This window comes from Rhodopirellula sp. UBA1907 (assembly GCF_002337565.1).
GTDB lineage: Bacteria > Planctomycetota > Planctomycetia > Pirellulales > Pirellulaceae > Rhodopirellula > Rhodopirellula europaea.
The window spans coordinates 23009-48174 of the sequence record NZ_DDGH01000071.1 but is presented as its reverse complement, the minus strand read 5'-3'; the positions used below and the strand labels follow the sequence as shown (position 1 = coordinate 48174).

At 56.8% G+C, this 25166-nt stretch carries 20 protein-coding genes; 6 read left to right on the top strand and 14 right to left on the bottom strand.

All coding sequences use genetic code 11. From position 1 onward, the window contains the following. Positions 1–609 (bottom strand): 3,4-dihydroxy-2-butanone-4-phosphate synthase (gene ribB / locus B2R17_RS15265; RefSeq protein WP_286764663.1); only part of this gene is annotated, 609 nt, incomplete at its 3' end. 200 nt (positions 610–809) lie between these two features. Here ribB and B2R17_RS15260 point away from each other — a divergent pair. Continuing rightward, positions 810–1853, top strand: a complete 1044-nt coding sequence (locus B2R17_RS15260; protein WP_286764662.1) for an alpha/beta hydrolase — start codon at positions 810–812, stop codon at positions 1851–1853. A gap of 41 nt (positions 1854–1894) precedes the next feature. Here the strand turns inward: B2R17_RS15260 and B2R17_RS15255 are convergent, their stop codons facing one another. Further along, entirely contained in the window at positions 1895–2779 is an 885-nt protein-coding gene (locus tag B2R17_RS15255) for a DMT family transporter (RefSeq protein WP_286764661.1), read from the bottom strand. Positions 2780–3091: 312 nt separating this feature from the next. Between B2R17_RS15255 and B2R17_RS15250 the strand changes: the two genes are divergently transcribed. Continuing rightward, positions 3092–4567, top strand: a complete 1476-nt coding sequence (locus B2R17_RS15250) for a serine/threonine-protein kinase (protein WP_286764660.1) — start codon at positions 3092–3094, stop codon at positions 4565–4567. Here the strand turns inward: B2R17_RS15250 and B2R17_RS15245 are convergent. Continuing rightward, entirely contained in the window at positions 4557–6413 is a 1857-nt protein-coding gene (locus B2R17_RS15245) for a hypothetical protein (RefSeq protein ID WP_286764659.1), read from the bottom strand. The genes B2R17_RS15250 and B2R17_RS15245 overlap by 11 nt on opposite strands. 330 nt (positions 6414–6743) lie before the next feature. Between B2R17_RS15245 and B2R17_RS15240 the strand changes: the two genes are divergently transcribed. After that, positions 6744–7751 (top strand): DUF1573 domain-containing protein, encoded by a 1008-nt coding sequence (locus B2R17_RS15240; protein ID WP_286764658.1) that lies wholly within the window; start codon positions 6744–6746, stop codon positions 7749–7751. Between the two features lie 130 nt (positions 7752–7881). Here the strand turns inward: B2R17_RS15240 and B2R17_RS15235 are convergent, their stop codons facing one another. From B2R17_RS15235 to B2R17_RS15205, 7 genes are all read right to left on the bottom strand, one after another. After that, complete coding sequence (locus B2R17_RS15235; RefSeq protein ID WP_286764657.1) at positions 7882–10032, bottom strand: FAD-dependent oxidoreductase; 2151 nt, start codon at positions 10030–10032, stop codon at positions 7882–7884. Positions 10033–10358: 326 nt separating this feature from the next. Further along, a complete protein-coding gene (locus B2R17_RS15230; RefSeq protein WP_286764656.1) occupies positions 10359–12035 on the bottom strand; it encodes a flagellar hook-length control protein FliK in 1677 nt (558 codons plus the stop codon). Positions 12036–12089: 54 nt separating this feature from the next. After that, complete coding sequence (locus tag B2R17_RS15225) at positions 12090–12740, bottom strand: hypothetical protein (RefSeq protein ID WP_286764655.1); 651 nt, start codon at positions 12738–12740, stop codon at positions 12090–12092. Further along, positions 12737–13219 (bottom strand): flagellar export protein FliJ, encoded by a 483-nt coding sequence (gene fliJ, locus B2R17_RS15220; protein WP_081611081.1) that lies wholly within the window; start codon positions 13217–13219, stop codon positions 12737–12739. The genes B2R17_RS15225 and fliJ overlap by 4 nt, the downstream gene beginning before the upstream one ends. Positions 13220–13260: 41 nt before the next feature. Then, a complete protein-coding gene (locus B2R17_RS15215) occupies positions 13261–14664 on the bottom strand; it encodes a FliI/YscN family ATPase (protein WP_008660892.1) in 1404 nt (467 codons plus the stop codon). Beyond that, positions 14661–15533, bottom strand: coding sequence for a FliH/SctL family protein (locus tag B2R17_RS15210; RefSeq protein WP_286764654.1), 873 nt, complete (start codon positions 15531–15533; stop codon positions 14661–14663). The genes B2R17_RS15215 and B2R17_RS15210 overlap by 4 nt, the downstream gene beginning before the upstream one ends. Position 15534: 1 nt before the next feature. Continuing rightward, complete coding sequence (locus B2R17_RS15205) at positions 15535–16818, bottom strand: FliG C-terminal domain-containing protein (RefSeq protein WP_286764653.1); 1284 nt, start codon at positions 16816–16818, stop codon at positions 15535–15537. Between the two features lie 286 nt (positions 16819–17104). Between B2R17_RS15205 and B2R17_RS15200 the strand changes: the two genes are divergently transcribed. Beyond that, positions 17105–17479, top strand: coding sequence for an STAS domain-containing protein (locus B2R17_RS15200; protein WP_007324404.1), 375 nt, complete (start codon positions 17105–17107; stop codon positions 17477–17479). Next, positions 17476–18186 (top strand): sensor histidine kinase, encoded by a 711-nt coding sequence (locus B2R17_RS15195; protein ID WP_286764652.1) that lies wholly within the window; start codon positions 17476–17478, stop codon positions 18184–18186. Before B2R17_RS15200 ends, B2R17_RS15195 begins: the two co-directional genes overlap by 4 nt. 52 nt (positions 18187–18238) lie before the next feature. Here the strand turns inward: B2R17_RS15195 and B2R17_RS15190 are convergent, their stop codons facing one another. The 4 genes from B2R17_RS15190 to B2R17_RS15175 all read right to left on the bottom strand — a co-directional run bounded on the left by B2R17_RS15190 (position 18239) and on the right by B2R17_RS15175 (position 23573). Beyond that, the gene (locus tag B2R17_RS15190) at positions 18239–19291 is read right to left on the bottom strand and encodes a 3-deoxy-7-phosphoheptulonate synthase (protein ID WP_286764651.1); all 1053 of its coding nucleotides are present in this window, start codon (positions 19289–19291) and stop codon (positions 18239–18241) included. A 157-nt stretch (positions 19292–19448) separates the two neighbouring features. Then, positions 19449–20450, bottom strand: coding sequence for an antibiotic resistance protein VanZ (locus B2R17_RS15185; protein ID WP_286764650.1), 1002 nt, complete (start codon positions 20448–20450; stop codon positions 19449–19451). 145 nt (positions 20451–20595) lie between these two features. Next, the gene (locus B2R17_RS15180; protein ID WP_286764649.1) at positions 20596–23031 is read right to left on the bottom strand and encodes a flagellar hook-basal body complex protein; all 2436 of its coding nucleotides are present in this window, start codon (positions 23029–23031) and stop codon (positions 20596–20598) included. An 80-nt stretch (positions 23032–23111) separates the two neighbouring features. Continuing rightward, positions 23112–23573, bottom strand: a complete 462-nt coding sequence (locus tag B2R17_RS15175) for a flagellar hook assembly protein FlgD (RefSeq protein ID WP_008660911.1) — start codon at positions 23571–23573, stop codon at positions 23112–23114. 223 nt (positions 23574–23796) lie between these two features. Here B2R17_RS15175 and B2R17_RS15170 point away from each other — a divergent pair, with 223 nt between their 5' ends. Continuing rightward, entirely contained in the window at positions 23797–25044 is a 1248-nt protein-coding gene (locus B2R17_RS15170; RefSeq protein ID WP_286764648.1) for a peptidase MA family metallohydrolase, read from the top strand. Positions 25045–25166 lie beyond the last annotated feature (122 nt).

Below are 25166 nucleotides of genomic sequence, written 5' to 3'. Positions count from 1 at the left end.
CACGCGTCGATGTGCGATCAAGTGTTCGATGCTGATGATCTTCAGATCGTGTTGTTTGGCCAGTCGAGCCAAGTCGTCGCGGGTGGCGCGGTCGCCGGTTTCGTTCAGCACCTCGCACAGAACACCAACGGGAGCCAGCCCGGCCATGCGAGAGAGGTCGATCGCGGCTTCGGTGTGTCCGGCGCGACGCAGCACGCCGCCTTCTTTGGCCAGCAACGGGTACACGTGACCGGGACGAACGAAGTCTTCTTGGGTGGCTTCTGAGTCGGTCAAACGACGGATGGTCTCGCTGCGTTCCGCCGCCGTGATTCCCGTTTTCGCAGTTGCGATGTCGATCGGCGTCATGAAAGCTGTCTGCAGCGGGGCGTTGTTTTGCGGCACGACTGGCGTCAATTCCAAGCGTTTGCAGACTTCCGGCAGGACCGAAACACACAACTGTCCACGCCCACCGAGGATGAAATTGATTAACTCCGGCGTGGCTTTTTCGCCCGCGCAAATGAAGTCACCTTCGTTTTCACGGTCTTCCGCGTCGATCACGATGATGACTTCGCCTCGCGCAATGGCTTCGACGGCTTCGGGAATCGTGTTCAACTCAATCGAGGATGACATATTGGGCAGATCAGGTCGGCGATGGGGGGAAGGTGGAAGCCACTGCGTCGAAATGGCAATGACTCGGCAATGGACCTAGCTCTATTATACGTGTTGTGCAAACCTCGCCTACGGACCCAAACATGACGCAGATGACTTCTTCGACCCGTCGCTCGACCTCATTGGTGCATATACAGGGGGCCGTCCCACGGAAGTGCTCGATGCGGAAATTTCTGCTGGCTCAAGTGGGTGGCTTGGTTGCCTGGGGATTGGTTCTGGTATCCACTCCGGCTTGGTCTGCGGATGGTGGAAATGCGGATCCCGTGGCTGAAGCCGCCACCGAAAAGAACACGACCGACCCGGTACCCGCCGTTCAAGCCAGCGACGCAGTGGAAGACCCGAGCCAGTCCGTCGAGGTGCGGCAATTTCTCGATCTCCGATACAGCGAGTCAGACGGCACCGCCGGATTGTTTGACTTGCACATTCCGGTATCTGACCTTCATACGATCACGACCAACGATGCCGGTGAAGTCATCGTGGAAGGTGAGCCTCGACCGGCGGTGTTGATGATTCACGGTGGCGGTTGGGCGATCGGTGACAAGTGGACTCTGCGAGCGTATTGCGATCGGCTGGCCCAGTTGGGCTTTATCGTGGTCAACATGAATTATCGATTGGCACCACAGCACCAATTCCCTCGACAGGTCGACGATGTTCGGCAGGTCCTGCTGCAATTGGTGGAGCATGCCGACGATTGGAAAATCGATTTGAGCCGCGTTGGCATGTTTGGCTACTCCGCGGGAGGCCACCTGTCGGCGTTGATTGGAGTGTTGGGAAACGAAGAACGCTCCACGCAAATGCTGGCCAGCGAGTGGCCACGCGACGACCCACGCTGGGAACTCTTGCCGCCCATCGCCGCGGTGTGTGCCGGTGGTCCTCCGTGTGACTTCCGAATCGTTCCCAATGACAACGCGGGGTTGAGTTACTTTTTGGGTGGCACACCGCGGGAAGTCCCCAACAACTACGTGGCAGCTTCGCCGACCGCGCACGTGTCACCGGGCGATCCGCCGACGCAGTTGATTCACGGCGAAAAGGATTTGTTGGTGCCGATTGAGAACAGCGAAAAATTCGCGGCCGCGTTGATGGAAGCTGGCGTCGCGGTCTCGCTGACTGTGGTCGAAAACCAAGGGCACATGATGACGTTGTTTCATCCGAAGACGAAACAACACATCAAAGACTTCTTCACCAAACAGCTTCTGCAGCGGTAGTTTGCCAATCGGCAAAGTTGCCTTATCCGAGTTGGTTGTGATCAGCCCAAGACGGCCAAGGCAACGGCCAGGGTCAGCAACGCCGCGCCGGACAAACGCATCAGTAGGAGTTTGCCGCTGAGGTTGGCTTCGTCACCGCCCCAAATTTTCGCGGCCGCATAAGCGAGCAGCACACCCCATAGCCCACGAAGCGAATAGACAACGTTGAGTCGCGCCGCATCGCCGAACAGCGAGACCGCGATGGTGATGCAGAACGCTTGGCTGGCCAGCAAAATGACGGCCGGAACCATCAGCTTCCAGTTGCCGTTGGAAACGACCGGTTTCCAACGAACCCAAGGCAAAGCCAGCAACGACAAACCCGCGACGATCACGAACACGGCAGGCAGGAACCGTGTTGATCCCCAATCGGGAGACCAGCGTTGGACCAAGATGTCAAACGTGGCGTAGCAGCACGCCGCCGAAAGAGCGAGCAGAATCGTCAGTCCGATTCGCCTTGGGTGATGTTGTCCCGTCCACTGGATCAGAGCGATGCCGGTCGCGGCCAGCAATGCCGCACCCCAAATCGCACTGGGGACTCCGTTGGCCGATGACAATGCAAGCAGACAGGTGACAAAGACGACCTTCACGCCGAACACCGGCGTTGCGATCGACACGTCCCCGACTTCCACGGCGGTGAACGTCAACAATAACCCCATCATGAACAGCACTGCCACGATGGCGGGTTGCCACCAATTCAGCCAATACGTCTCCGGTCCGTCGAACAACCACAGCAAGGACATCAAACCGGCGCTGCCCATGTTCATGCAGAACAACAACGCGACTTGTCCCACGCCATCGGGGCGGACGTCGGACCGGCTGACTCGTTTGACAAAAATCAGGCCGCACACGAAAAGAACGCTGGCCAACAAAGGAAGTAGGAGATGCATGGCTGAAACGATACCGCTCGTCGCCCCGACGCGATAGTTGAAGCGCGGGGCTGAGCTCTTGATTCGATTGCATGGATATGGCAGGTCACCATATCGCTGACCTTCAGTTTCAAGTGCGTCCTGTTTGGGCGAAATTTGCCGGCGTTCTTGTGCTGTCGAGATTCCCGACGAGAATTCAGGGGGGGATGGTATCCGCTCCTGTGATATTGGCCTAAGAATCGCACGGTGTTAATCATTGGCCGCGAAGCGAATTGCAGGTATTCCCTGACTTGCTGCGACTTCCTAATTTTTCGTTCTGCTCAAACACTTCGCATGGAAAAGAACACCGACCTGACCAGCGACGATCAACGCACCCGGGATGACACCGGTGCGGATTCGGAAGCGACCGTTGTGGTCGGGGAGTCATCGTTTTTGCTCAGTGCAATCGACGCACCCCAAATCTGGTCCGCTCGTCAGATTCAGGGGCATGTTGGCGGCTACGAATTGGTGCGAGAGATTGGCCGCGGCGGGTTTGGAATCGTTTACCTCGCGCATGATCAGAAACTCAAACGTGATGTGGCGATCAAAATTGCTCGTCCCGAAGTTGTCCGTGACAAGGTTGCGGTTCGGCGATTTCAGGAGGAAGCTCAATCTGCCGCCCGCTTGGATCATCCCGGCATCATTTCGATCTACGACTGCGGTGTACAAGACGATTTGCACTACTACGTGATGCCCTATCTGACCGGGCAACACTTGGGCGATTGGTTGGCTGGGCTATCTGCTCCGATGTCTGAATCGCAAGCGGCCGAGTTGATGATTCAGATTGCAAACGCCGTTCAGTATGGTCATGAGTCGGGGATCATCCATCGAGATCTCAAGCCGCAGAACATCCTGATGCAGCAAACCTCCAGCGGCGAATTGCGAAAGCCAGTGGTGTTAGATTTTGGGTTGTGTGCACACACGGATTCGACCGTCGCCACAACGACTCGAATCGCGGGCACGCCTCGCTACATTGCGCCTGAACAAGCCATGTTTGGCAATCGTCAAATCACACCGAAGAGCGATATCTATTCGCTCGGCGTGATGCTGTATCAGATGCTGACGGGGACCACGCCTTTAGCACCGGAAAGTTTTGCCGAAGCGGTCCTGATGCTGCATCACACTTCAATCGAAGGTCCGCAAAAACATCGACCGAATTTGTCCAATGCGATGCAGGCGATCTGTTTGAAGTGTCTGAGACGTGATCCGGATCTGCGTTATGAATCAGCCTCAGCTTTAGCCGCAGATTTACAACGTTTGATCGATGGTGAACCCATTGAGGCGAAGAGTCCCGGACTGATGGAACGTTTTGGTTACGAGCTGTACCATGGATCCCTGGCGAAGGTTTTTGGTTGGGCCGTCATCGGCATCAACTTCTTTATTTGGGCTTGGGCCGCGATCGGCGCGATCTTCGTTTGGCAGCGACATTTGGATGTCCCCGGTCTGGCGGAGTCGCTGCCGGAGTTCATCTTCTTTGTCGTGTTGGTGGTCATGCCTTTCCACCTGCTGGGTGCTCACGCCGGATACATGATGATTTGCAACACCAAAAACTATCGATGGTTGGCATTCATGAGCGCCATCTCGTTGGTTTGGTCCATAGTTCAGGCGACCAACTTGTTCAGCGACGGGACCACGCTGAGACTCTACGAGGGGAGAGTGGTGGCGACGACCCTCGTGTTTCTGGTGATTGCGCCCGCGTTCTTTGCTCAAAGCTGCATGCTCGCTGCGGGAGCCTGGACCGCTTGGCGTCGAAATCGAGCTAGCGTTTGATGGCAAACTCGATTTCGTTCTGGCCATACTTCTTGCCGTGAACGTCCTCCATCGTCAAACGCAACCGATAGCTTCCCGGTTCCAAAGACTCAGGCAAGTACATCTGGTAGGCAATGAAGTAGTCACGCAGTTTGTTCTTCGAAAGCTGTTTGTCGACGGGCAACGATTGGCTAGCGACTCTGCGTCCTGAATCATCAAGCAGATCGTAGCTGCCCTGCAACATGGTTTCGAAGCCTTCTTTGCCGGCATCGCTGATTCGCTTGGCCACAAAGTTCTCAATCTCGCAGTACAAGATGACTTGCTGACCGGGATCAAACTGCCGTTTCGGAAATGGTTTGACTTGGCCGTACGCTTCGATCTCGGTGCAGAATTCCAAGGCGCGAACATCAAGTGAATCGGTTGCCGCCGCGAGGAACTCGGTCGCTTGACGAATTTGCGGAAGTGCGGAGCTGAAGCGTCGCGATGAAACGGGGTGCCCATTCGGATCGATGATGGTCCAAAGGCCGAGCAATTGATGACGCAGGTACTCTTGTTCTTGCGTGGTCAAACCTTCCAGTTTGTCGACCGCACGATCTGGGTCACCGGACAGAACCATCAAGTGACGCTTGATGATTTGGCGGCGTTGTTTCTGAGCCTCTGATTCGTTTGGTTCGGCTTGTCCCAGTCGCTTCAGCAGAGCGTCATAAAGTTCGGAGTCGCTGAGCGATTCAATGTTTACCGCTGGAGCAACCGCGGACGATGCTGGCGTCTTGGGCAGTTCGGTTGCCGAGACTTGTTGGACTTTGACGACGTTGCCATTGTCGGTCGTTGTTTCAATGTGGTCCGACAGAGTGTGTGTGGCTTCCGGTGTGGCAGCGGTCTTGTCAGAGAAGTTCCACGATGCGGGTGCCTCGGACTGTGACGATGAGTGGTCGGAATCGTTCATGCTGAACGACTCTTCGTCGAAGACGTCTTCGAGAACTTGATCGGTGAAGTTGAACTCAGAGATTGGCTGAGCTGCCTGGGCTACGTTGTTGGTCGCAGATTCCAATGGTGATGGGGGTGCATCGGGTTCGTTTGCTGCGATTGTGTCGGTCGCTGGCTCGACGGAAGTCTTGGGATGGTACTCCGCCGCGATCCGTTGTGGTGTCAGGCCTCGGTCGACCACTTCGTCGGGAAGTGCTGGCAGCGAATCCAATGACGCTTTCAAAATGTCATCGATGCTGGCGGGTTGGTTGGTTGGTTTTGCCTTCTTGTAAGACATCGCCATCAGACGGCGGATCGCTTCACGCTGCACTTCAGGAGGGTGATTCTTCAGCGCGTCTTGGATCATGCTGACGTCGACGCCCGCATAAGTGTCCGGTGAGCTGGCTTCTTTCGCCGCGGGTTGGTTCTTCGGTTGAGCGGCTCCGTTCGCGTTTGCGATTGACGGTGAATCGCTGACGTAGCTGACCTGCCTAGTCGCAGCGCCGAGTTGATTTGACGACATGTCGTCTGAACCTGGTGCCGGGGCGGTCGCCTGCCTGGACTCAGGTTGCGCAGTGTTTGCATTGGACGCGGATGTCGATCCCGAATCTTTTCGTGTGATCGGAGTCTTCGCGGTTGCGAGTCGTTGCGGGACTTCTTCCAGGAGCGTCTCGGGTGTCGCGTCTTCGCCCGAGATGAAAATGTCCGATGGTCCCTGATTGGCGTGCCTTTCGAGACTGGACCTGCCGTTCAGCGGTGAGAACAATCGCGAACGATGGCATCCCAGGCTGGTGAGTCCGGCGGCCAACAAGGCAACAGCCAATCCCGAGCGTGTCAGCGACGATGGTCGCAAGGACCATTCGGTGAACGTGTGCGGGAGGAGGAGACGTGGCGAGGACATGACGAACCTGGCATCGGAGACGGGGGACAATCGACCGGCCAGACGCTACGAAATGAATGCCGTCGGGAACAACGTCAATTTGAATGAGCAATTCTTCAAGGATTCCTTGAAAATCCAGCGATTCCCTGAATTCTCCCCCCAATCGAGCTTGTCCATTTGAAGCATGTCGGTAGGATTCAGCGAAGATCGTTGATCGATTGTGGACGCACCCGACCCTCGCGTTGTTGCTAGCAAATGGTCAACGTCGGAGCCTATGCCGACGGATGGGCATGATGGATGAGCATTTCACGTGAACATGTTTCCTTGCTGCTCCCCTCAGGAGGGGATCGAATGAACAGTCGAGTGTTGTTGGTAACGTTTGTCTTTTTGGGTGCAGCCCTTGGTTCGTCTGCGAAAGCGGATTGGACTCAGACTGTATTTCCAGTGAAAAAGCACGACTTCGGGACCGTCGCGGTAGCGTCGAAGACGGAATTTCGATTCCCGGTCGTCAACACGTTCACGTCGGATCTTCACATCCGGTCTGTCCGCGAGAGCTGTGGTTGCACCACGGCGATCATTGAAACCGCGACGATTGCTCCCGGCCAATCGGGTTCCATCTTGGCTCGGTTCAACACCCCCACGTTTCGCGGCAAAAAAGGCGCGACGTTGACGGTCGTGATCGACAAACCTTTCTACAGCGAAATCCAATTGCGAGTGGATGGTTACATCCGCAGCGACATGGTGTTCCATCCCGGTGCAATTGAATTGGGAACGATCAACCAAGGCGAACCGAAATCGGGATCGACCAAGTTGTTCTACGCCGGCCGAAGCGATTGGCAGGTTGTTGACGTCCGATCGAACACACCTTGGTTGGTTCCATCCTTCAAACAAACCGAACGCGGTGCCGGCAAAGCCAACTACGAATTGTCTGTCCAAGTTCGCGAAGACGCTCCCGAAGGCTACTTCCAAGACGAGCTGATCGTTCAAACCAACGACCGCAGCATGCCGAACGTTCCTTTGCGTGTGATCGGCACCGTCGAATCGGCTCTGTCGATCGCCCCGCAATCCATCGCCGTCGGAACAATCAAACAGGGAGACAGTGTCTCGCAACGTTTGGCTATCCGAGGTCGCAAGCCATTCGCGATCGAGTCGATCGAATGCGAAGGTTGGAAAGTGGAATTCTCGGCCAGCGGAGATGAGCGAATGATCCACATGGTCGACCTGACATTGACCGCTGACTCCGCTCGAGGCAATCAACGAGTTCCCATGGTGATTCGCACTCGTGGCGAAAACGCCGTGACCGCGAAAGCCATCGTGACGGCGAACATCGCCGCAGAACAAGTCGCTCAGGCTCAGTAACAGCTTAAGCTCGAGAAATCTCGGGCCCGTCAGCTGCGAAGCAGAACACAAAAAGCCTGCGATCGAAAAGTCTCGATCGCAGGCTTTTCTTATGCGCTCGACAAACGTCTTGCCAAGAACCGTCCGCGAGTCATCTCTCCGTTATTGCACCGGTTTCAACGGGCAACAGTTGCACGGCGTCCAGGATTACGAACCCGGACGTGTCAGCATTCGTGATACGGATGATGGTCTCGGTCTCGGCCGATAGAGCAACGGTGCCGATGGAGCGGAAGTGTTTTCCGGATGGCATCGGGATGGTCTGGTCCACGTGGAAGGACACTTGTTCTTCACCGCTGGAGATCGTGAGAGGAACGTTATTTGATCGGCTCTCGTGAGCCGAGTATGCCATCAACACTTGATACCGTCCTGACTTGGGGACTCTGAAGTCAAAGGTGGCGGTCGTGTTCCCCTCGCCCTTCGCTCGAGAGTCTTTCTCGCCGCAATAGAGATAGCCCGTTCCGATGTGAGGTTTGAAGTTTGTCGAGCGCGACCAGTGGCCGGTTCGTTTCGCTTGCGAATCATCGAGCACGATTCCCGGCAACGAATTTTTGTCGATTGACTCGCTCTGAGTCGCGGGTTCTGGCACTTCTGGAAGTTGCAAAACCTGACCTTGTTCGATGAGACGCTTGCGAAGCTTTTTGTAAGCCAGATCCTGGACAGGCAAATCCGCATCCGCCGCTAGCGCCGCGGCGACACCGGCGCCTTGGCCGATTGCCATCCAAGCTCCTTCGATTCGCAATGATGAGATCCCGACGTGCGTGCAAGATAGCGCGACCGGCACCAACAGGTTGTCGCACTGTTCCTTACGCGGCAGGATCGATCGGTAGGGAACATGATAGGCGTAGCCTTGTTTGGGATTCGTTCTACGGACGGGAAAGATTGTCCCTTCATTGACCACGCCACCGCCCGGAAGTGCAATCCGTTGGCAATCGTGCGAGTCGATTGGAAACGACGAGATCGCGATCGGATCCTCTTTCTCAGGAGTTTCGAGGATGTCCTTTTGGCTAATGACATATTGCCCCTTCATTCTGCGAGATTCGCGGACGTAGAGGGCCGGTGAGAAGTGGTCGTGACTGGCGAATTCGTCTTTGCATAGTCCGAGCTTCGCGTATCGTTCCCGCATCGACTTTGGTACGGCAGGGTCGGTGGTCAGAAAGTGATAGAACTCAAGCGTGTACTGTTTATGTGCTTCCCAGATCTCTTTTCGTCCAGCTTCATCGGCGGCGTGCCAGTCGTTTCCACCGCCAATCAAACCGATGGAAAATTGACCGCCGATTGAGTTGTTTCCGTCGAGTTTGTTCCCGGGCAGCGGATACAGGTCGAAGCCGATACGAGTTTCACCAGCTTGGATCGCCCGACGGACAATCTCGAACCTGGCCGGGTCGTAGTTGGTGGGTTTGGGCATCGGAACCCGGTTATCAGCTTCCTTGGTCAGGCACAGCCGAAAGCTGTAGGTCATGACATTCTTGTCACCGACGTTTTCATCACCGATATCAGTCGCGGTGATCAGCGGAAGCGGTTTGCCTTGATCGTCGAAGCCGTTGATGTTCATTCTCGGCTTTGGCGTTTGTTTGCCTGCTAAAGACTCGCCGTATTCCTCGCGTCCTTCTCTGCCGATGGTCCAATCGACTCCCGCGGCGGCCATCAGATCGCCTTCGTAGGTGCCGTCCACGAAGACCTTGGCAGTGAAGACTTCATTCGCCGTGCTCAATGAAGTGATGCGTGGCCCATCCTTCGTGACCGATTGCAGAGCACGTTTTGTCTGGACCGTGACCCCGGCTTCGTCCAGCATTTGCATGGTCACGCGCATGGCCACATGTGGTTCGAACGTCCACCGCGATTGGTCTTTCTTGGCCGGGTTGTACGGAGCCGGCAGACCACGGTCGGTGTAATCCTTCACGATGCGTGTGTGCCACTCATCAAACAACCCCATCAGCGTGCTGCGAACCATTTGGTTGGAGTCGCAGTGACTCAAGCCACCCGTGTTCAACCCGCCAACATGATCGGTCGGTTCGAGCAAGATGACCGAGGCTCCCTCGCGAGCGGCAGCGATCGCGGCACAGAATCCGCCGGGAGTCGAGCCGTAGACGATCACATCTGCCGACGCTTCATGCGAAGGTTTGCCGTTGGTTTCCGGCTTGGCTGCGTGGGCGGGAAACGTTGCGAGGAGCGTTTGGAAGGCAATCGCAGCGACAGCGAGGAAAATTCGGAAATCAGGGCGCGGATCTGGGCGGTTTGACATGGGGCTTTCCTTGGGGCAGGCTCGCATCGAGCTGGTCCCAGGACTTTGTGCTCGGTTCGGAATGGATCCAGAGCCGAATTCCTGGGGAACACGCGTGACCAGTCACGGAGCGACGGTAGGTGCGGTTCATGAACTGTAGCACCGGATGGAGCCGTTGGTGGCACGCGTCGGGTATTCAATTCGACGGGCTTGGAAGCCCATCGTACGGCGAGCACGAGCACGAGCACGAGCTAGAAGCTAGAAGCTAGAAGCTAGAAGCTAGAAGCTAGAAGCTAGAAGCTAGGAGCTAGGAGCTAGGAGCTAGGAGCTAGGAGCTAGGCCGCTGTTCAGACCTGTAGGTCGACTCCGGTTGCCGGTGTCATCCAGGACGCAGCGGTTGCTGCTGAGATGGATGGGCTGTCCGGTTTTGCGTCGATCGGTCGAGTGGCGCTGGTGTTGTCGCGGTTGCGATATCGTTCCTGGTCGGATCTCGCATCCCGGTCGGAGTGGTCGCGATCGCCAAGAGCGTTTTGAGTTTGATCAAACTCCGATGCACCGTTGGGATCGGTTGTGATTTCAATCGACTCCAACCGCATGCCTTGCGACTCCAGTTGCGATCGCAACTGAGGCAGATGTTCTCGCAACAATTGGCTGGCCGCTTCCGATTCGGTCACCATTCGTCCGCGAAGATTGTTTTCTTGGATGTGGACTTCCAATTGAACCGAACCCAGTTCGACGGGCGAGAGACGCATGCGAATGTGTCCGCCATTGGGACCGAGCGTTTGAAAGCCACGGCTGACGCGCTGCACCAATTTGGCTCGTGCAACTGCCGAGGTTTGATCGACACCGGATGCTTGCAAACCCGCTTTGGCTTTGCTCTCGGCCTTTTCAGCCGATGGCGAGGCGTTGTTGATCGGGGTCGTGGGATCGTTGTTGCCGGACGTCGATGATGCCGCGGAGTTCGACGAACTGATCGCGTTTGTTCCACCGGCTGCTGATTTGGCTGCGTTTGTGGCGGCAGCCGTCATCGCGGTCACCGGTGCCACCGTCGCGGCGGGCGTCGATGTTTTTGCCGCAGCTTGCTCGGCCAATTGGTTCAGTTGTGTTTCGCTGACTTCGGAGTCTGCACCCGATGCTGTCAGCGACGGATCGATTTCGATCCCGCCTTCGGCCGAGCTGGCGCCGGCGGACGCTGTGGCCGTGCCTTGAGTGTTGCCACCTTCTTCGCGGGAATAGCGACGACGTTCGGTTCGTCGCGAGTCGTGCGACGCTCGGCCGTTTGATTGTTGGTCACTCAGAGAAGACTCGTTGGTCTCGCTGGTTCCGTGATCTTTGCCAGTCGTTTCCTCCGACGCATCCACCTGATCGGTTTTCAGGGTCGTCTCTTCTGCGGAAGCGTCCGACGCCTGTTCGCTGGAACGCCGCTTTGGATCGCTGTTTACCGAGACCGCCACTTCTTCGGACAGGACGCCTTCGGTGGAGGATTCTTCCAAATCCTTTTCCGCGTTGGGATCGACGAGGGTCTCTATCTCGTCAGTCGCCTGTTCGGTTCCGATCGCCTCACCTTCTTCGGATGAGTCCGTCTTCTGAGCCCAGGCAACGTCGTCGGGACGTTCCGACGACTCGTCTTCTTCGTTCGATGTGGCGACGGCCTTTTCGGCGGATTCAGTTTCCGATGTTTCTTCGGCCAAATGGTTGGTCGTCGTCACAGCAGCGGCGGGCGCTGTGTCATCGCTCGCTTCGACGTCGTCTTCGCTTGAGTCGTCGCGATCTTCGGTTTCGGTCGCAAGCGATTCTTGCGGCGCAGGAGCTGGTTCCGATGGACTGACGGTTTCCGATGTCGCGATCCTCGCGAAGATTTCGGCGAACGGATCGCCCAATCCCGAGGTCGGTTCGATCAAACCTGCCGCACGAGCGGACGCGGAATTGCCCAACGCGGCGAACGCATTTTCGGCGCGTTTGTTGGTTGTAGACGTTGAGACCGTGGTCTCGGTCCTTGATTGGACTGGTTTCGTCGTTGTCATCGCGGTCCCCCCACCGTGATCATCGGGATCCTGGTGGGAATACCTTGACCTCAATCACCCACCACGAGCATCGTCGATGAGTCCGGTCGTCGGCATGCCCTCGCCAATGCGGCGTAGGATCTCGTAGAGCTTGTCCATTTCATCCGGCGTTGCAAACTCTGCCAAGATATCTTTTCGTTTATCGATGGGCATGGCTTGAATGATACTGACAACGTCGTCGATTTCTTCGTCATCGTACATGCGCAAAAGCTGCTCTTTTGCCTGTTCTGCCTCAAGTGCCTGGAGTGTGCGTTGCACTTCCTGCAGTCCTTCGTCTTGAGCTCCTTTGCGAATTTCTTCCAAACTGCGATCAAACGATGTTCGGCGTTCATCAAACCGTTCGCGTTGCAATTTCAATTCGGCCATTTGAAGAGCGATGTCGTTTTTGGCTTCTTTCAGACTTCGCATGCGGATGTCACTGTCCAAACCGTCACGCCGCCGAGCATCGAGGATTTCGTCGAAGTCCGGTTGTTCGCGGTCTTCGCTTTCCTGCATGATTTGACGCAGTTGATTGCCGGTGATATCGATCCCATTGAAAAGAGCGATGACTTTGGTCAACGTGGCCATGTTGAGCGTTCCTCGCGAGGCGAAGTAACCCAGCAAAATGACGATGGTCAAACAGGTCGCGGTACTAATCATCGCGACGGATCGCATCAAGAATCTCATCGTCGAGTCTCCTTGGATTGAGCTGCCATGGCACGACGTCGCATCAGGACGCGAGCGGACGTCAGGTCATCGGCTTCGGCTTGTTCTTGTTTGGCTTCCATCGAGCGATGTTCGGCCAGCTGTGTTTCACGCAATCGCTCGAGGCGTTTCACTTCCGCTTCCGCGCTAACCAATTTTTCGCGTCGTCTTTCGAGTTCTTGGTTCAGCTGTCCAAGCGTTTGTTGCAGCGAAATTTGGTCGGCGTGCAACTGAACGTCGTAGCGACCCTGGTGCAGCATCTGGTCGACCGAGACGCTGGCTTGTTGCAATGTCTGGGCTTGCGCCGTGCGAATCGATTCGCGTTGGGAGTCGATCTCTTGGATCTGCTCGTTGATCCGCTGGATCGCCTCGAGAGCCTTCCCGACCTCGGCGCCCGCTTCATCTCGCTCGCGGCCACGCAAGTCCATCAGAGAATCGAATCGGAAGCGGAAGGGAGGCATGGGGAGTTATTGAGTGCAGTGATTGGAGTGCGAAGTGATCATCAGGCAGGTTTGGGCGCAGGTGCCTGCGGTTGATTCAGTTGTGCCAGTGCGGCCGAGGCGGCTTGATGTAGCTTTTGAACGCGAGCTTGCGAATCAGCGATGGGCGTGATTTCGTTGGCATCTTGTCTCAACAAGTCGTTGATCGGATCTCGCATCGCGATGGCGGTGTCGACTCGAGGATCGCTGCCGCTGCGGTAGGCACCGATGGAGATCAGGTCCTCGCTGCTTTGGTACTGAACCATGTGCTCGCGAATTCCCAAGGTGGCCTGATAGGTCTCCGGAGTCACCAAATGGTTCGCAACCCGGCTGATGCTTTCGGGAATATCAATCGGTGGGTAGTGACCGCGGTGGGCGAGCTTTCGGTTCAAGACGATGTGGCCGTCCAGAAGACCTCGGACGGTGTCCGAGATTGGTTCGTTGTTGTCGTCGCCTTCCACCAGCACGGTGTAAAACGCGGTGATCGAACCCTTCGTGGTTCGGCCGGCACGTTCGACCAATTGCGGCAACATGTTGAAGACGCTGGGCGGATAGCCGCGTGTGGTTGGCGGTTCGCCGGCGGCCAATCCCAGTTCGCGTTGGGCCATCGCGAAACGCGTGACGCTGTCGACCAGCAGAAGAACTCGGTGCCCTTCGTCGCGAAATTGTTCGGCGATCGCGGTTGCGGTCCAAGCGGCAGAAAGTCGTTGAGCGGCGGGCTTGTCACTGGTTGCGACCACGACAACGCTGCGTTTCAGACCCGCGGCACCGAGAGCCCTTTGCATGAACTCTTGAACTTCGCGGCCTCGTTCACCCACCATTGCGATCACGATTCGATCCGCGGTTGTTCCGCGAGTCAGCATGCCAAGCAGCGTGCTCTTGCCGACGCCGGAGCCGGCAAAGATACCGAGCCGTTGACCGACGCCGCACGTCAGCATCGCATCGATGGCTCGAACACCCGTTTGAAGCGGTTCATCAATCGGTGGTCGGTCCAATGAATCCGGCGCCGCACGCGAGGCGCTGACGCGAATCAGGTCATCACTGAGTGGTTTGCCATCGATGGGGCGACCAAAGGCGTCAATGACTCGTCCGCAAAGTGAGTCACCGACCCGAAGTGTCAGCGATCGCGAAACCAGGCGAACTCGATCGCCGGCGGCCAGCGCTGAGATGGCTTCCATCGGTGCGAGAATCGGTCGCGTGTCATCAAAGCCGATGACTCGCGCGAGAGTTGGCTTGGCGTCTGGCGGCATCAGTTCGCAAATGGCGCCCAGCGGAGCGGTCATTCCTTGTACCGTCACCGCGTCGCCGGTCACCGAAGCGACACGACCACGAATTTGAGAAAGGACCAACGAGCCGAGTGATTGCCGAATCGTTTCCGGATTGGGCAAACGCGGCGGATGCAACTGAGGAACCGCTGGGAGGTTCATAGAATCTCCTCACGCAACCGTTCCAGTTGAGATTGCAGTCCGGCTCGGATCTCACCACCTTCTTGTCGGACAACGACCTCGCCAACGGGAAGTGTTTCATCCGGGATCACGCAGGATTCTTCCGGCAGATCGGGGCTGGCAAGTAGCTCGTCAAACCGTTGTCCGAGTTCTGCCAACATGTCTGGATGAACGGCCAAAACCAATCGTCCAGCTGAGCGAGTGCTGTGCAACGCTTCGCTGGCCCAACGAACCAAGAGATGCTGTTGATGAGGACTTTCGTTGTAGCCGGCTTCGGCGAGGGACGCTGGAACGGGCAGCTCGTTCAAGTTGGCCCGTACCATTCGTTCGGTCGCAGCGATCGCGGTTTCAGTCAGCACTTCGGCGTACTGCTGCATCCACTGGTCATACTGGGCGTGCATCTTGGTGCTGGCCAGTTGAAGTGCCTGCAGTTGTGATTTGGTCTTGGCTTCCGCCAATTGCGTGATCTTCTTTTCGATGTCTTCGGACGCTTTTTTGACGCCGTCTTCGTATCCGCGAGCCTCGGCGGCCTGCTTCATTTCGGCCGCTTGCTTTTCGGCATCGGCCAAAAGCTGAGCCGCTTGCTCGCGTGCCTGACGAAGTTCCTCACGGCCTTTTTCTGCCAGGTCGCTGAGGTTGAATCCTGCCAAACCGGACATGCCGCCGGGTTGTTTGCCGACCAGGTCCGCGCTGGTCACTTGGACTCGGTCGACTTGATCCGCGGGGACTCGCGTGGAGACACCGGCCCGTGTGACAGGTTGTGAATCGGTTGCGGCCAGATTCGACAAGTCAGGGCGGGCAGCGGAGGTGTCTTTCTTTGAATCAGCGTTGTGTTTCAGAATCCAAGCCATGCTATGCCGCCATCATTGTGCTGGACTGTTCGGTCGAAGCGACCAAGACCGCTTCTTTGGCTTCGTCAATTTCTCGCAGTTCCATGGAACCAACGTTGGCCAGTTGATTGCGAACCTGGTTGGCTTGTTGTCGCGGCAGAACGCTGATGGCGGAGTCTGCCGTTTTGTTAGGCAATCCGCATAAACATAACATCGCGGTGCGAGTCGGCACGCGTCCGAGTGCTTCACACAGCAGTCGCGGTTTCATCTTGATGAGCCGCTGATGAATCTCGTCGGTGGCGAGGCCTGATGCGGGAGAGGCCGCGGTGGTGTTCGGACGATCGTGACCTGCGACCGGCGAAGTTTCATCCGGTGAATGGACCCGAAGCGTCGGTGCCGGGCCAGCAACAACCGGCGAGTTCTCCGGACGAGCATTCGGGTTTGCCGGTGTTGGCGGAAGCGAATGATTGCCGGTGTGGGAATGGGGGCCAGCGTTAGGCGAAGACGCTTCGTGCGTGGGTGTCATCTCGGAAAGGATGGCTTTCAATCGAGGCGACACTGCGGCGGCTTCGGTTGGTACATGGCGAGCCGCTTGTGCCGGATCCCAGCCTTCGGTGGGGGCATACGCGTCGATCAAGTCTTGCAGTGGATTGGTTTGCGAACGAGCGATCAGGGCTTCGGCTTTGGTTCGAAACGTGCTCGCCAAATCTTCGATCATCGAGTCCGGGAACTCTTGCAGGCGACCGATTCGGCTGAGGATGTCCTGTCGTTGTCGTGGTGGAAATTGAGGCAGAATCGCCGCAGCTTTTCGCGGATCGATCGATGCCATCACGACCGCAATCGTTTGAGGGTGCTCGCTCTGTAGCAGGCCTCGGACGTCGTCGTTGGACAGTGTGTCCATGAATTCGAATGATTGGTTCGTCGAACCCGAGGGCGATGCGTGCGACGGTCCCATCGACGGGCTTTCGGCCGCCGAACGCGATGGCGTTCGATTGGTTTGATCCGTCGCGGTTCGACTGAACACGATCTCGTCGACCGGATTGCCGGCGTTTCCACGATTGGTGGCGGACGTTCGGCTTTGTCGCATCGAGCCAGCGAAGGATTCCAGGGCTCGTTTGTGTTCGAGAGGGTCAATTTCGTCGAGCGAGGCGACTTCGTATTGCAGGCGTTGCTGCGATTCGACCGGTAATTCGCCCAATAATTTCGCGGCGACCGGTCGTGGCAAATTTTTCAGAACGATTGCCACACGTCGCAATGAAGCGGCGCGTCGAGCGTCATCGTCATAGCGAGGAGAAGCGGCAGTCACGAGGACACCTGAATTGCGGGTGAAAAAAGTGGGCAGAAAATGTGCGAGCGATGGATGCGATCCTGCCCAGTTCGGTCATAGTGAAACACGGGGTCCCAAGTGAAGCCCGAATTGTCTCGATCCCCCCAGCCCGCTAAACTTGCACCCGTCGACCAACCCTGCTCAACGATTCGTATCGAGTCGGAACTCCCATCGCGGGTGTTGGCGATGCCCCAGACACCAAGTGGGGGGCAACCGTTGCCCAAACGCTTCCTGTATTTCCTCCTGTCGTTCTGAGCAAACTCACATGTCAGCCATCACCGAGCAAATGCAGGGTGAAGTATTGATCGTCGGATTCACCGACAATGCCCTCCGCGACGCCCAACGGATTGAGGTTGTGGGCCGCGAAATGCAAGAGATCGTGCCACAAGCGATCCACAAAAAAATGCTGATCGATTTCTCCGGGCTGGCATTCATGTCGTCGGCGATGATCAACAAATTGATTTTGCTGAACAAGAGCTGCAAAGCCCAAGGCGTCGCGCTGAAGTTTTGCAACGTGTCGCCGTTGGTGATGGAAGTCTTCCGCATTGTGAACCTGGGCAAATTGATCGACATCCAAGGCGATCAAGAAGTTGCCGTGGCGAGCTTTGACAAAAAGGGCTGGTTCGGCGGCAAGAAATGACGCCCGACGGCGAATCCGCGTTCGATCAGGCTCCGGACCAACCCGGAGCAGAGCCCGATGATTCCCAGCGGATGCGGGCGTTCGAGGCTGAACGCCAAACGATGGTTGGCGAATTGCACGATGATTTGTTGCCGTATCTCTTTGCCGCGGCGGGATCGCTCGCATCGCTTCAACGGCAACATCCCGAGCTGAAATCAAAGCTTGATCAGCCGGCTCAATGGATCGACCAAGCCCGCGAGATCGCTCGTCGGATCATGAGCGGTGCCGCCTTACCGAGTGATTTTTCGTCAGGCCCGTTGGTCGCCGCGAAAGAGTTTCTTGAATCGGTGGTGCTGACGTCCAACGATGCCAAATCGTTGTCGGTGCAATGGATGCATCTGGATGCCAGTGCACAACTGAACTGGCAGGAGACACATTCAATCGCGGTCTACCGGATTGTTTGTGAAGCGGTTCGCAACGTGGTGCGACACGCGGATGCGACCGAGTTGGTCGTAAGCTGGCAGGCGAACGAGAATGGTTGGACCGTTTCCATCCGAGACAACGGTGTTGGGCTGGATGGGCAATCCGTGTCGAAATCATCACATGGGATCACGCTGATGCGCGAGCGTGCGAATGCCGCGGGATTGCGTCTGACGATCGGTGCCGGTCAGACCGCGGGCACCGAAGTGACCGTGACGCCGTGGACCATCACGGCCCAACCTGAGTGAACCAATTCAACAGGTCGGAACCGTCATTCGAGTGGAGCTGGTTTGGCGTTGATCAGCCGACTTTGCGACGTGCGGCGACGGATTGACTCAGGTCGCTGAAGAGTTGCTCGGTGGTTTCCCAACCGATGCACGCGTCGGTGACGCTTAGGCCTTTGACCAATGGCGAAGCGCTGAGCTTTTGGTTGCCTTCGAGCAAATTGCTCTCGATCATCACGCCCATGATGCGTTGGTCGCCATCGGACACCTGAGCACAAATGTCGCGACAAACGTACGATTGACGCTTGAAAATTTTGCGACTGTTGGCGTGGCTGCAATCGATCATGATTCGCGCTGGCAGGTCTGCTTTTTCGAGCAAGCCCGATGCCATGTCGATGCTGGCGGCATCGTAATTGGTGTGTTTTCCGCCACGCAAAATGATGTGGCAGTCCGGGTTTCCGGTCGTCGCGAAGATTGCCGAGGTGCCTTCTTTCGTGACGGATAGGAAGTGGTGTGGACGCCGAGCGGAGCAAATCGCATCGACAGCGATCTGAACATTGCCACTGGTTCCATTTTTGAATCCGACCGGGCAAGACAGCCCCGACGCTAATTCGCGGTGCCCTTGGCTCTCGGTCGTGCGTGCTCCGATGGCACCCCAGCCCACCAAATCAGCCACATACTGCGGGCTGATCAAATCCAAGAACTCGGTCCCCGTCGGCAGGCCCATCGCGTTGATGTCGCTGAGCAAACGCCGAGCGGTTCGCAATCCGTGATTGATTTCGAAGCTGTCGTCGAGTTTGGGGTCGTTGATCAGACCCTTCCAACCGACCGTTGTTCGGGGCTTTTCGAAGTAAACCCGCATGACGATCAACAGCTCACCGGCGTGCTTTTTTTGCTCGACCGCCAATTTCTCGGCGTACTGCCGAGCGGAATCCGGATCGTGAATGGAGCACGGTCCGACAACGACGAGCAAACGGTCGTCCTTCTGCTGAAGCACGTTTTGGATCGCCGTTCGACCGTCCGCGACCGTTTGTGAAATCGCATCGCTGGCAGGAATTTCGGACAGCAATTCACTGGGGGACATCAGATTTTTGATGGCGCCGATACGAAGGTCATCGGTGCGGATCATGAGCTTGCGGTGGGTTCAGAAGGAAAATGCGGGGATAGCGTATCGTAGTTCAATTCCAAAAGATTGGAACGAGCCATCCATTCGGCCACCACCCATTCACAAGGACGGGCACAAGGACGGGTGGTCGGCCGAAGACGGGTTCCGATCTGATGTGGTTTTATGGTGTTGGTGGGTCACCGGATGGCTTCAAGGTCGCGTGCAGGTGATCCACATTGAGTTCGATCCCAGGCCCGGGCTCGGAGATCAACAGACTCACCATCTTGATACGCGTCATGTCCAGTTTGCGATCTTTCGGTCCGTCGATCATGGATTGACGAGGGAATATCACGTGTTGAGGTTCGCCCGATCGGAGCGTCACATAGTGTTTCGCGACGTCGTGGTGGTAGTCATTGTGGTCTTCATCGATGACTTTGACGATCACTTCCCAAGTTCGATCGGGTGTCGTCGCACTTGGGGTGACTGGATTTGAAATTGCCGGGGTCGAGGTCCCTGGCTCGGACTTCACGGAATCGTCTGAGCTTGCATCCGATGCCACCGGATCGGAGCTCACTGCCTGACTCGCATCAGCCGCACCCTTTTTCGCGATCAGGACAATATCCAGTTCCAACGTTTCGACATCGGACCAATCCGAGGCAACCTCCAATAACGTCATCGCGGGATGAGGTGCGTCTTTCGGCGACCACCTCAATGCGAACTCACCATCGGTCACGTTCGACGTGGTGCGTCCTCGACGTCCGCGATTGAAATGCCAACGAGTGATCTCGATCGGCGTTTCGAATGACGCAATGCGAGGGAAGTCGGATTCGACTTTTAGGCAGTCGCGAATGATCTCGATCGGGCCCCACCATGTCAGCCCGATGAAGATGGCACCCAACAATTGCAGCGATCGTCTCCCAACAGTGGATGACAATCCACCGGCCACGAACCAAGCCGACGCGGCCAAGATGCCAAGCCCGTTGGCGATGGCGTCGTGAACCGAAGCAGACCGGCCGATCATGCCCTGCAGCATTTCGACCAAGATTCCCGCGACAAACAATGTGGCGGCGACCAGGAGCAATCTCTTGATCCACGTTGATGAACCAAACGGTTGCGGCCGCATGGTTTGCAGCAGGACCAGCGTCAACATGGTCAGCCCCGCGAAAAGTGGGGCGTGGGCCATGTTGCCGATCGACCCAGCCATGCGACCCGAAACGGGCATGGGAACCAGCAACCCAACCAGTGCGACCGAGAAACATCCCGGCAGCGCCAGCCAAATCAAACGAGAGGATCGGCTTTGAGTCACGATGGTCGTTGGCTCTCGATCACTATCGTCGCAGGTTGAGCAGTTCGTCGATGAGCTGCTGGGTGGTCGTGATCACTCGGCTGTTTCCTCGGTACTGTGTACTGGCCAGAACGAGCTCGACCAAGTCCTTGCCGATGTCCGTGTTGGACAATTCCAAGGCACCACCGATCACCGTGCCGATGCCGTTTTCACCAGGCTGACCGGTGACGGGCAGACCCGTGTTAACGCCTTCGGCATACAGGTTCAAACCTCGAGCTTCCAAACCGGCGGGGTTGGCGAAACGAGCCAATTGCAATTGACCCAAGTCACGCGAAATACCGTTGCTGAAGACACCGCGAATCGTGCCGTCTTCACCGACGATGAAGCTGTTCAACACCCCGGGTTCACTACCGTCCTGCTGAGTCGCTGCCAAGGTTGCTTCATCAGTCGCCAGACCCGAAACGAGCGAGAAGTCCATCTCGAACTGCATCGGCGATACGCTGGGCAGACCCTGACGGTTGATCGAAATCGTTTCTTCGGTCGCGGTCACGAAGTTGCCGTTGCCGTCGAACTGAATCAAACCTGTTCCCACCGTGATGTCGGTGCTGCCTGAGACTGAGTTGTCAGGGCTGTCCGCATACCAGCGATAGATTGTGGCTTGGTCGGTGCGGCTTTCCAGCGTCGCTGAAACACGAACGTTGATTGGTACACCAAGCGAATCGTAAACGACGAAGTCACTCGATGCACTTTGCCCGATCGCTTCTTGCAACGTTCCAAAGGCCAAGTTGGGAGTTGAAATCTGACCCAGTTCGTCCGTCAAGCGGAACGCCGAGAGTTCGATATCGACCGCGTTGGCTTCGCCGTTGTTGGACACCAATCGGATCTTGCCGTCTTGGATATACGCACCCGCAACCAAGTCGCCGGACTCGCCCGTGATGTTGTTTTCAGAACGAGGAATCGGGTTGGACGAGTCGACTTGCAGGGTCTGAATCCCCGAAGCATCCGAAATGAAGTCCAGCAGGTCCTGCATGGTGCTGGTTGAGGTGATCTCCAGCTCTTTCGTCCCCAGGTTGGCACCACCCTTGCGACCGGTGTAGCTCAGTGTGCCTTCGCTGAAGACTTGTTCGTATGTCATTCCATCGCGACGCAGCACATCGGTCAGCAATGTGTTGGAGTTGACGGCGGGGCCATCCATGTCCAGCAATTGGTTGCCAGGATCGCCCAGGTCCGAAATTTGTTCGTCCGTTGCCGAGTCGGTGAAGGTATCACCGGGAGCAACCTCGCCGACGAGATAGAAGTTGTTTTGGTCACCGGCAAGGTTGCGATAGATTCGAATCGAATCGTAAGCGGGAAAGCCACCACCAGCCGGAGGTGTCGGAGGCGTTGGGAAATCGCTGAGCGTGATGCGACCATCGACAACACTCTTGGGACCCAGGAACGAACTCGGACGACTTTCAGGGTCGCCCGAACTGTAGTAGGTCACCATGTAGGTGTAGTTGCCCGTCAGCGTGTCTTCGTTGATTGGTGTGCCAGACAGAGCCGTTGAGCCATCGTCGTTGAACGTGCCACCGGCAGCTGCGGAAGCGAGATATTCAAACTCGGTTCCGTTAGGGCCTGTGCGGTAAATGTTGACCGTTGGGAAATCGCCACCCAACGGATCCTGCGGCAGGTTGCCCAGATCGACGTTGCCGTTGGCACCAACGGTGAACGCTCGCGCGGCACTTGGTGCGGATTCGTTGCCGCTCGCATCAACCAAAGCAAACTTGTATTGATACGTTCCCGCAGTCAGCGACCCGGCGCCGACGGTTCCCGTGACCGACGTATGATCGGCGATTGGAGACGATTCAATCGAGACACCACTGGCGTCAGGACGTGGGACTTGGCTGTCACCCAAGTGAAGGCTTTCGATGACCTGTCCGGCGGTCGCGACATCGCCTTCGGGAGTCAACGTGCCTTCGAAGGAAACGTTCTCGGTCGCCTTGGCAACGGTTTTGGTTCCCAGCGGAACAGACAATGGAACGAGCGAATCGGTTTGCAAACGGAATTGTTCGTCAATGCCGTAGCCGAGCAATCGCTGCCCCGTCGCGTTGACGAGTTCGGCGTCACTGTTGAGTTTGAAGATACCGTTGCGTGTGTACAGCTTTTCGCCGTCGGCGGCCTGCACTTGGAAGAATCCATCGCCTTGGATCGCGAGGTCGCTGCTGCTGCTGCTGATCTCGATCGTGCCCTGGTTGTGGTTGGCCGCGATTTCAGCGACTTGAACACCCAAACCAATTTGTCGAGGGTTGGTACCACCGTTGTTGGCCGAAGGACCCGCACCAAGTGACAACGTTTGAAGAAACTGAGTGGCGAAGACCGCGTCGGACGATTTGAAACCGACCGTTTGCGCGTTGGCCAAGTTGTTGCCGATCACATCGATCTGTGTTTCAGCAGCACTCAGTCCGGTCAGGGCAGTCGTCAGGGCTGATTGAAGTCCCATCGGCGAACGTCTCCACGGTTTTCAGTAGGTCTTACAACGCAAACTCAAAACTGAAGATCGGCCGATCTAATCGGTAAACTTTACTCAGTTTGAATTTGACGGATATTCTCTATCTCCATCGTCTTCTGACCCACGTGAACTTTGACCGAACGTGCTTGGTTGTCTTCATTTGTTTCAACCGTGATCTTGTCGACCACACCCGTTGTGTTGGATTGATCGTCCGCCAGCCCAGAAACGGTGCGTCCGATCAGCCCGCTGGCGGTCACCAGTTGTTGGCTGTTGGACAGATCGCTCAGAGTATTGGTCAATTGATCCGTCGCCCCGATCTCGCGAATCTGGCCGATTTGCTGGACCATTTGGGCGTTGTCGACCGGATCCAACGGGTCCTGGTTCTGCAATTCGTTAATCAACAATTTCAAGAAACTGTCGACGTCCAACGAGTTGTAGCCCTCGTTGGCACTTTCACTGATTTGGGCGGACCGTTCGCTGGATGTGAAACCCGCGGCGGCGGAGGTGCTGGTACCGGTACTAGCAGCAGACATATTCGCGTTTCCAAGATGGGAAGATCCACCCACGCGAAATCAGCGCGGCGGAGATCGTTTGCATAGCAATTCAGGGGATTCTGACGCGAGTCCATTTTTTTGGGCTCGTCCATTTCTGCCTATCGGCGAACTGACCGCTTCCCCTAAACTCGCCCGAACGCGACCGAGAATGATTCGAGGTCCGCCCTTTTGACGCACAGCCACCGGAACGGAGTCCTTCGGCATGGAAGCCAAAAACATCCGCCAATTCGTATCTGCACGTCTCGATGTTCAGAGATGGCTGAGCACCGTTGTGGTCTGTTTCGCGGTCTTGGCGGGATTGGCCGACCAAGCCGACGCGGCCAACTATCGGACCCGCAACTTCATCGTCGATGCCCCCTCCCAGCAGCTAGCAAAAGCCGTTGGTGATGCCGCGGAAAAGTACCGCGACGACCTGGCGAGCTACTGGACCGGCCAACCCTTGCCTCCGTGGCCAACCCCCTGCCCCGTTCGCGTTGTGGCTGGCAACTTGCCCGCTCAAGGTGTGACCACATACAACCCCGCTCCCGTTCGCGACTTTCAAATGGAAGTCGTGGGAACTCCCGAGCGAATTCTCGACAGCGTGTTGCCTCACGAAGTCACCCACACGGTTTTGGCGACTCACTTTGGTCGTCCGTTGCCACGTTGGGCCGACGAAGGCATCTGCACCACGGTCGAACACGATTCAGAAAAAGCCAAACACGAAGCCAAGCTGCGTGAGTTCCTCTCAACGCGTCGCGGCATCGCGATGAATCAGTTGTTCTTGTTGACCGAGTACCCATCGGATGTGTTGCCGATGTACGCCCAAGGTTACTCGGTGTGCCGATTTTTGATCGAGCAACAAGGCCCTGAAACGTTCATCGATTTCTTGGGCGAATACATGCAACGCGGATCGTGGACCAACAACGTTCAAAAGCACTACGGTTACGATTCGTTGGCCGAACTTCAAGATTATTGGTTGGCTTGGGTCGAAGCCGGCAGCGGTCCCGTTGCTCAATTTGCCAAACGCACTCCTCGCGGAAGCCAACCTGGTTCGACCGGCGACATTGCTTTGGCGAGTGCCACCGGGCCAACGAACTCGGCAGCTCAATCGCAAGTTGCACCTGCCACCGCCCTTGCCGCAGTCGGCACGATGCAACGCGACTCGGCTCGTTCTTCGTCGGGTTGGAACGCGACCGGACAAGTTGCAGTGACCGGTCCATCACCGGCGGCAAACAATGGATCGTCCTCGTGGTATGTCCGCCAACTCAATCGCGAAGAAGATCGCTCGAACGTGGAGCCGATTCCTGCTGGCGATTCCACGCCGATCGCACGAGTCAATCCAGAACGTATGAACGAGGACGCATCGAAGCCTCGTTGGATGCCGCCTTCGGTTAAGTCCAGCGGTCGCTATTCGGTGTCGACTCCGCAAGGCGAAAGCAGTGGATCGTTTGGTGGCAACCGTTGGCGTTGATCCATCCATTGAAATCACGCATCTCATGGGAAATTGATGACGTCGACCGCGTCCAGCGAGCCGTTTGTCTTTGCACCCAGTGGGTCCGCACCATCTGGATCTGCTGGAAACGGCTCTTCCAC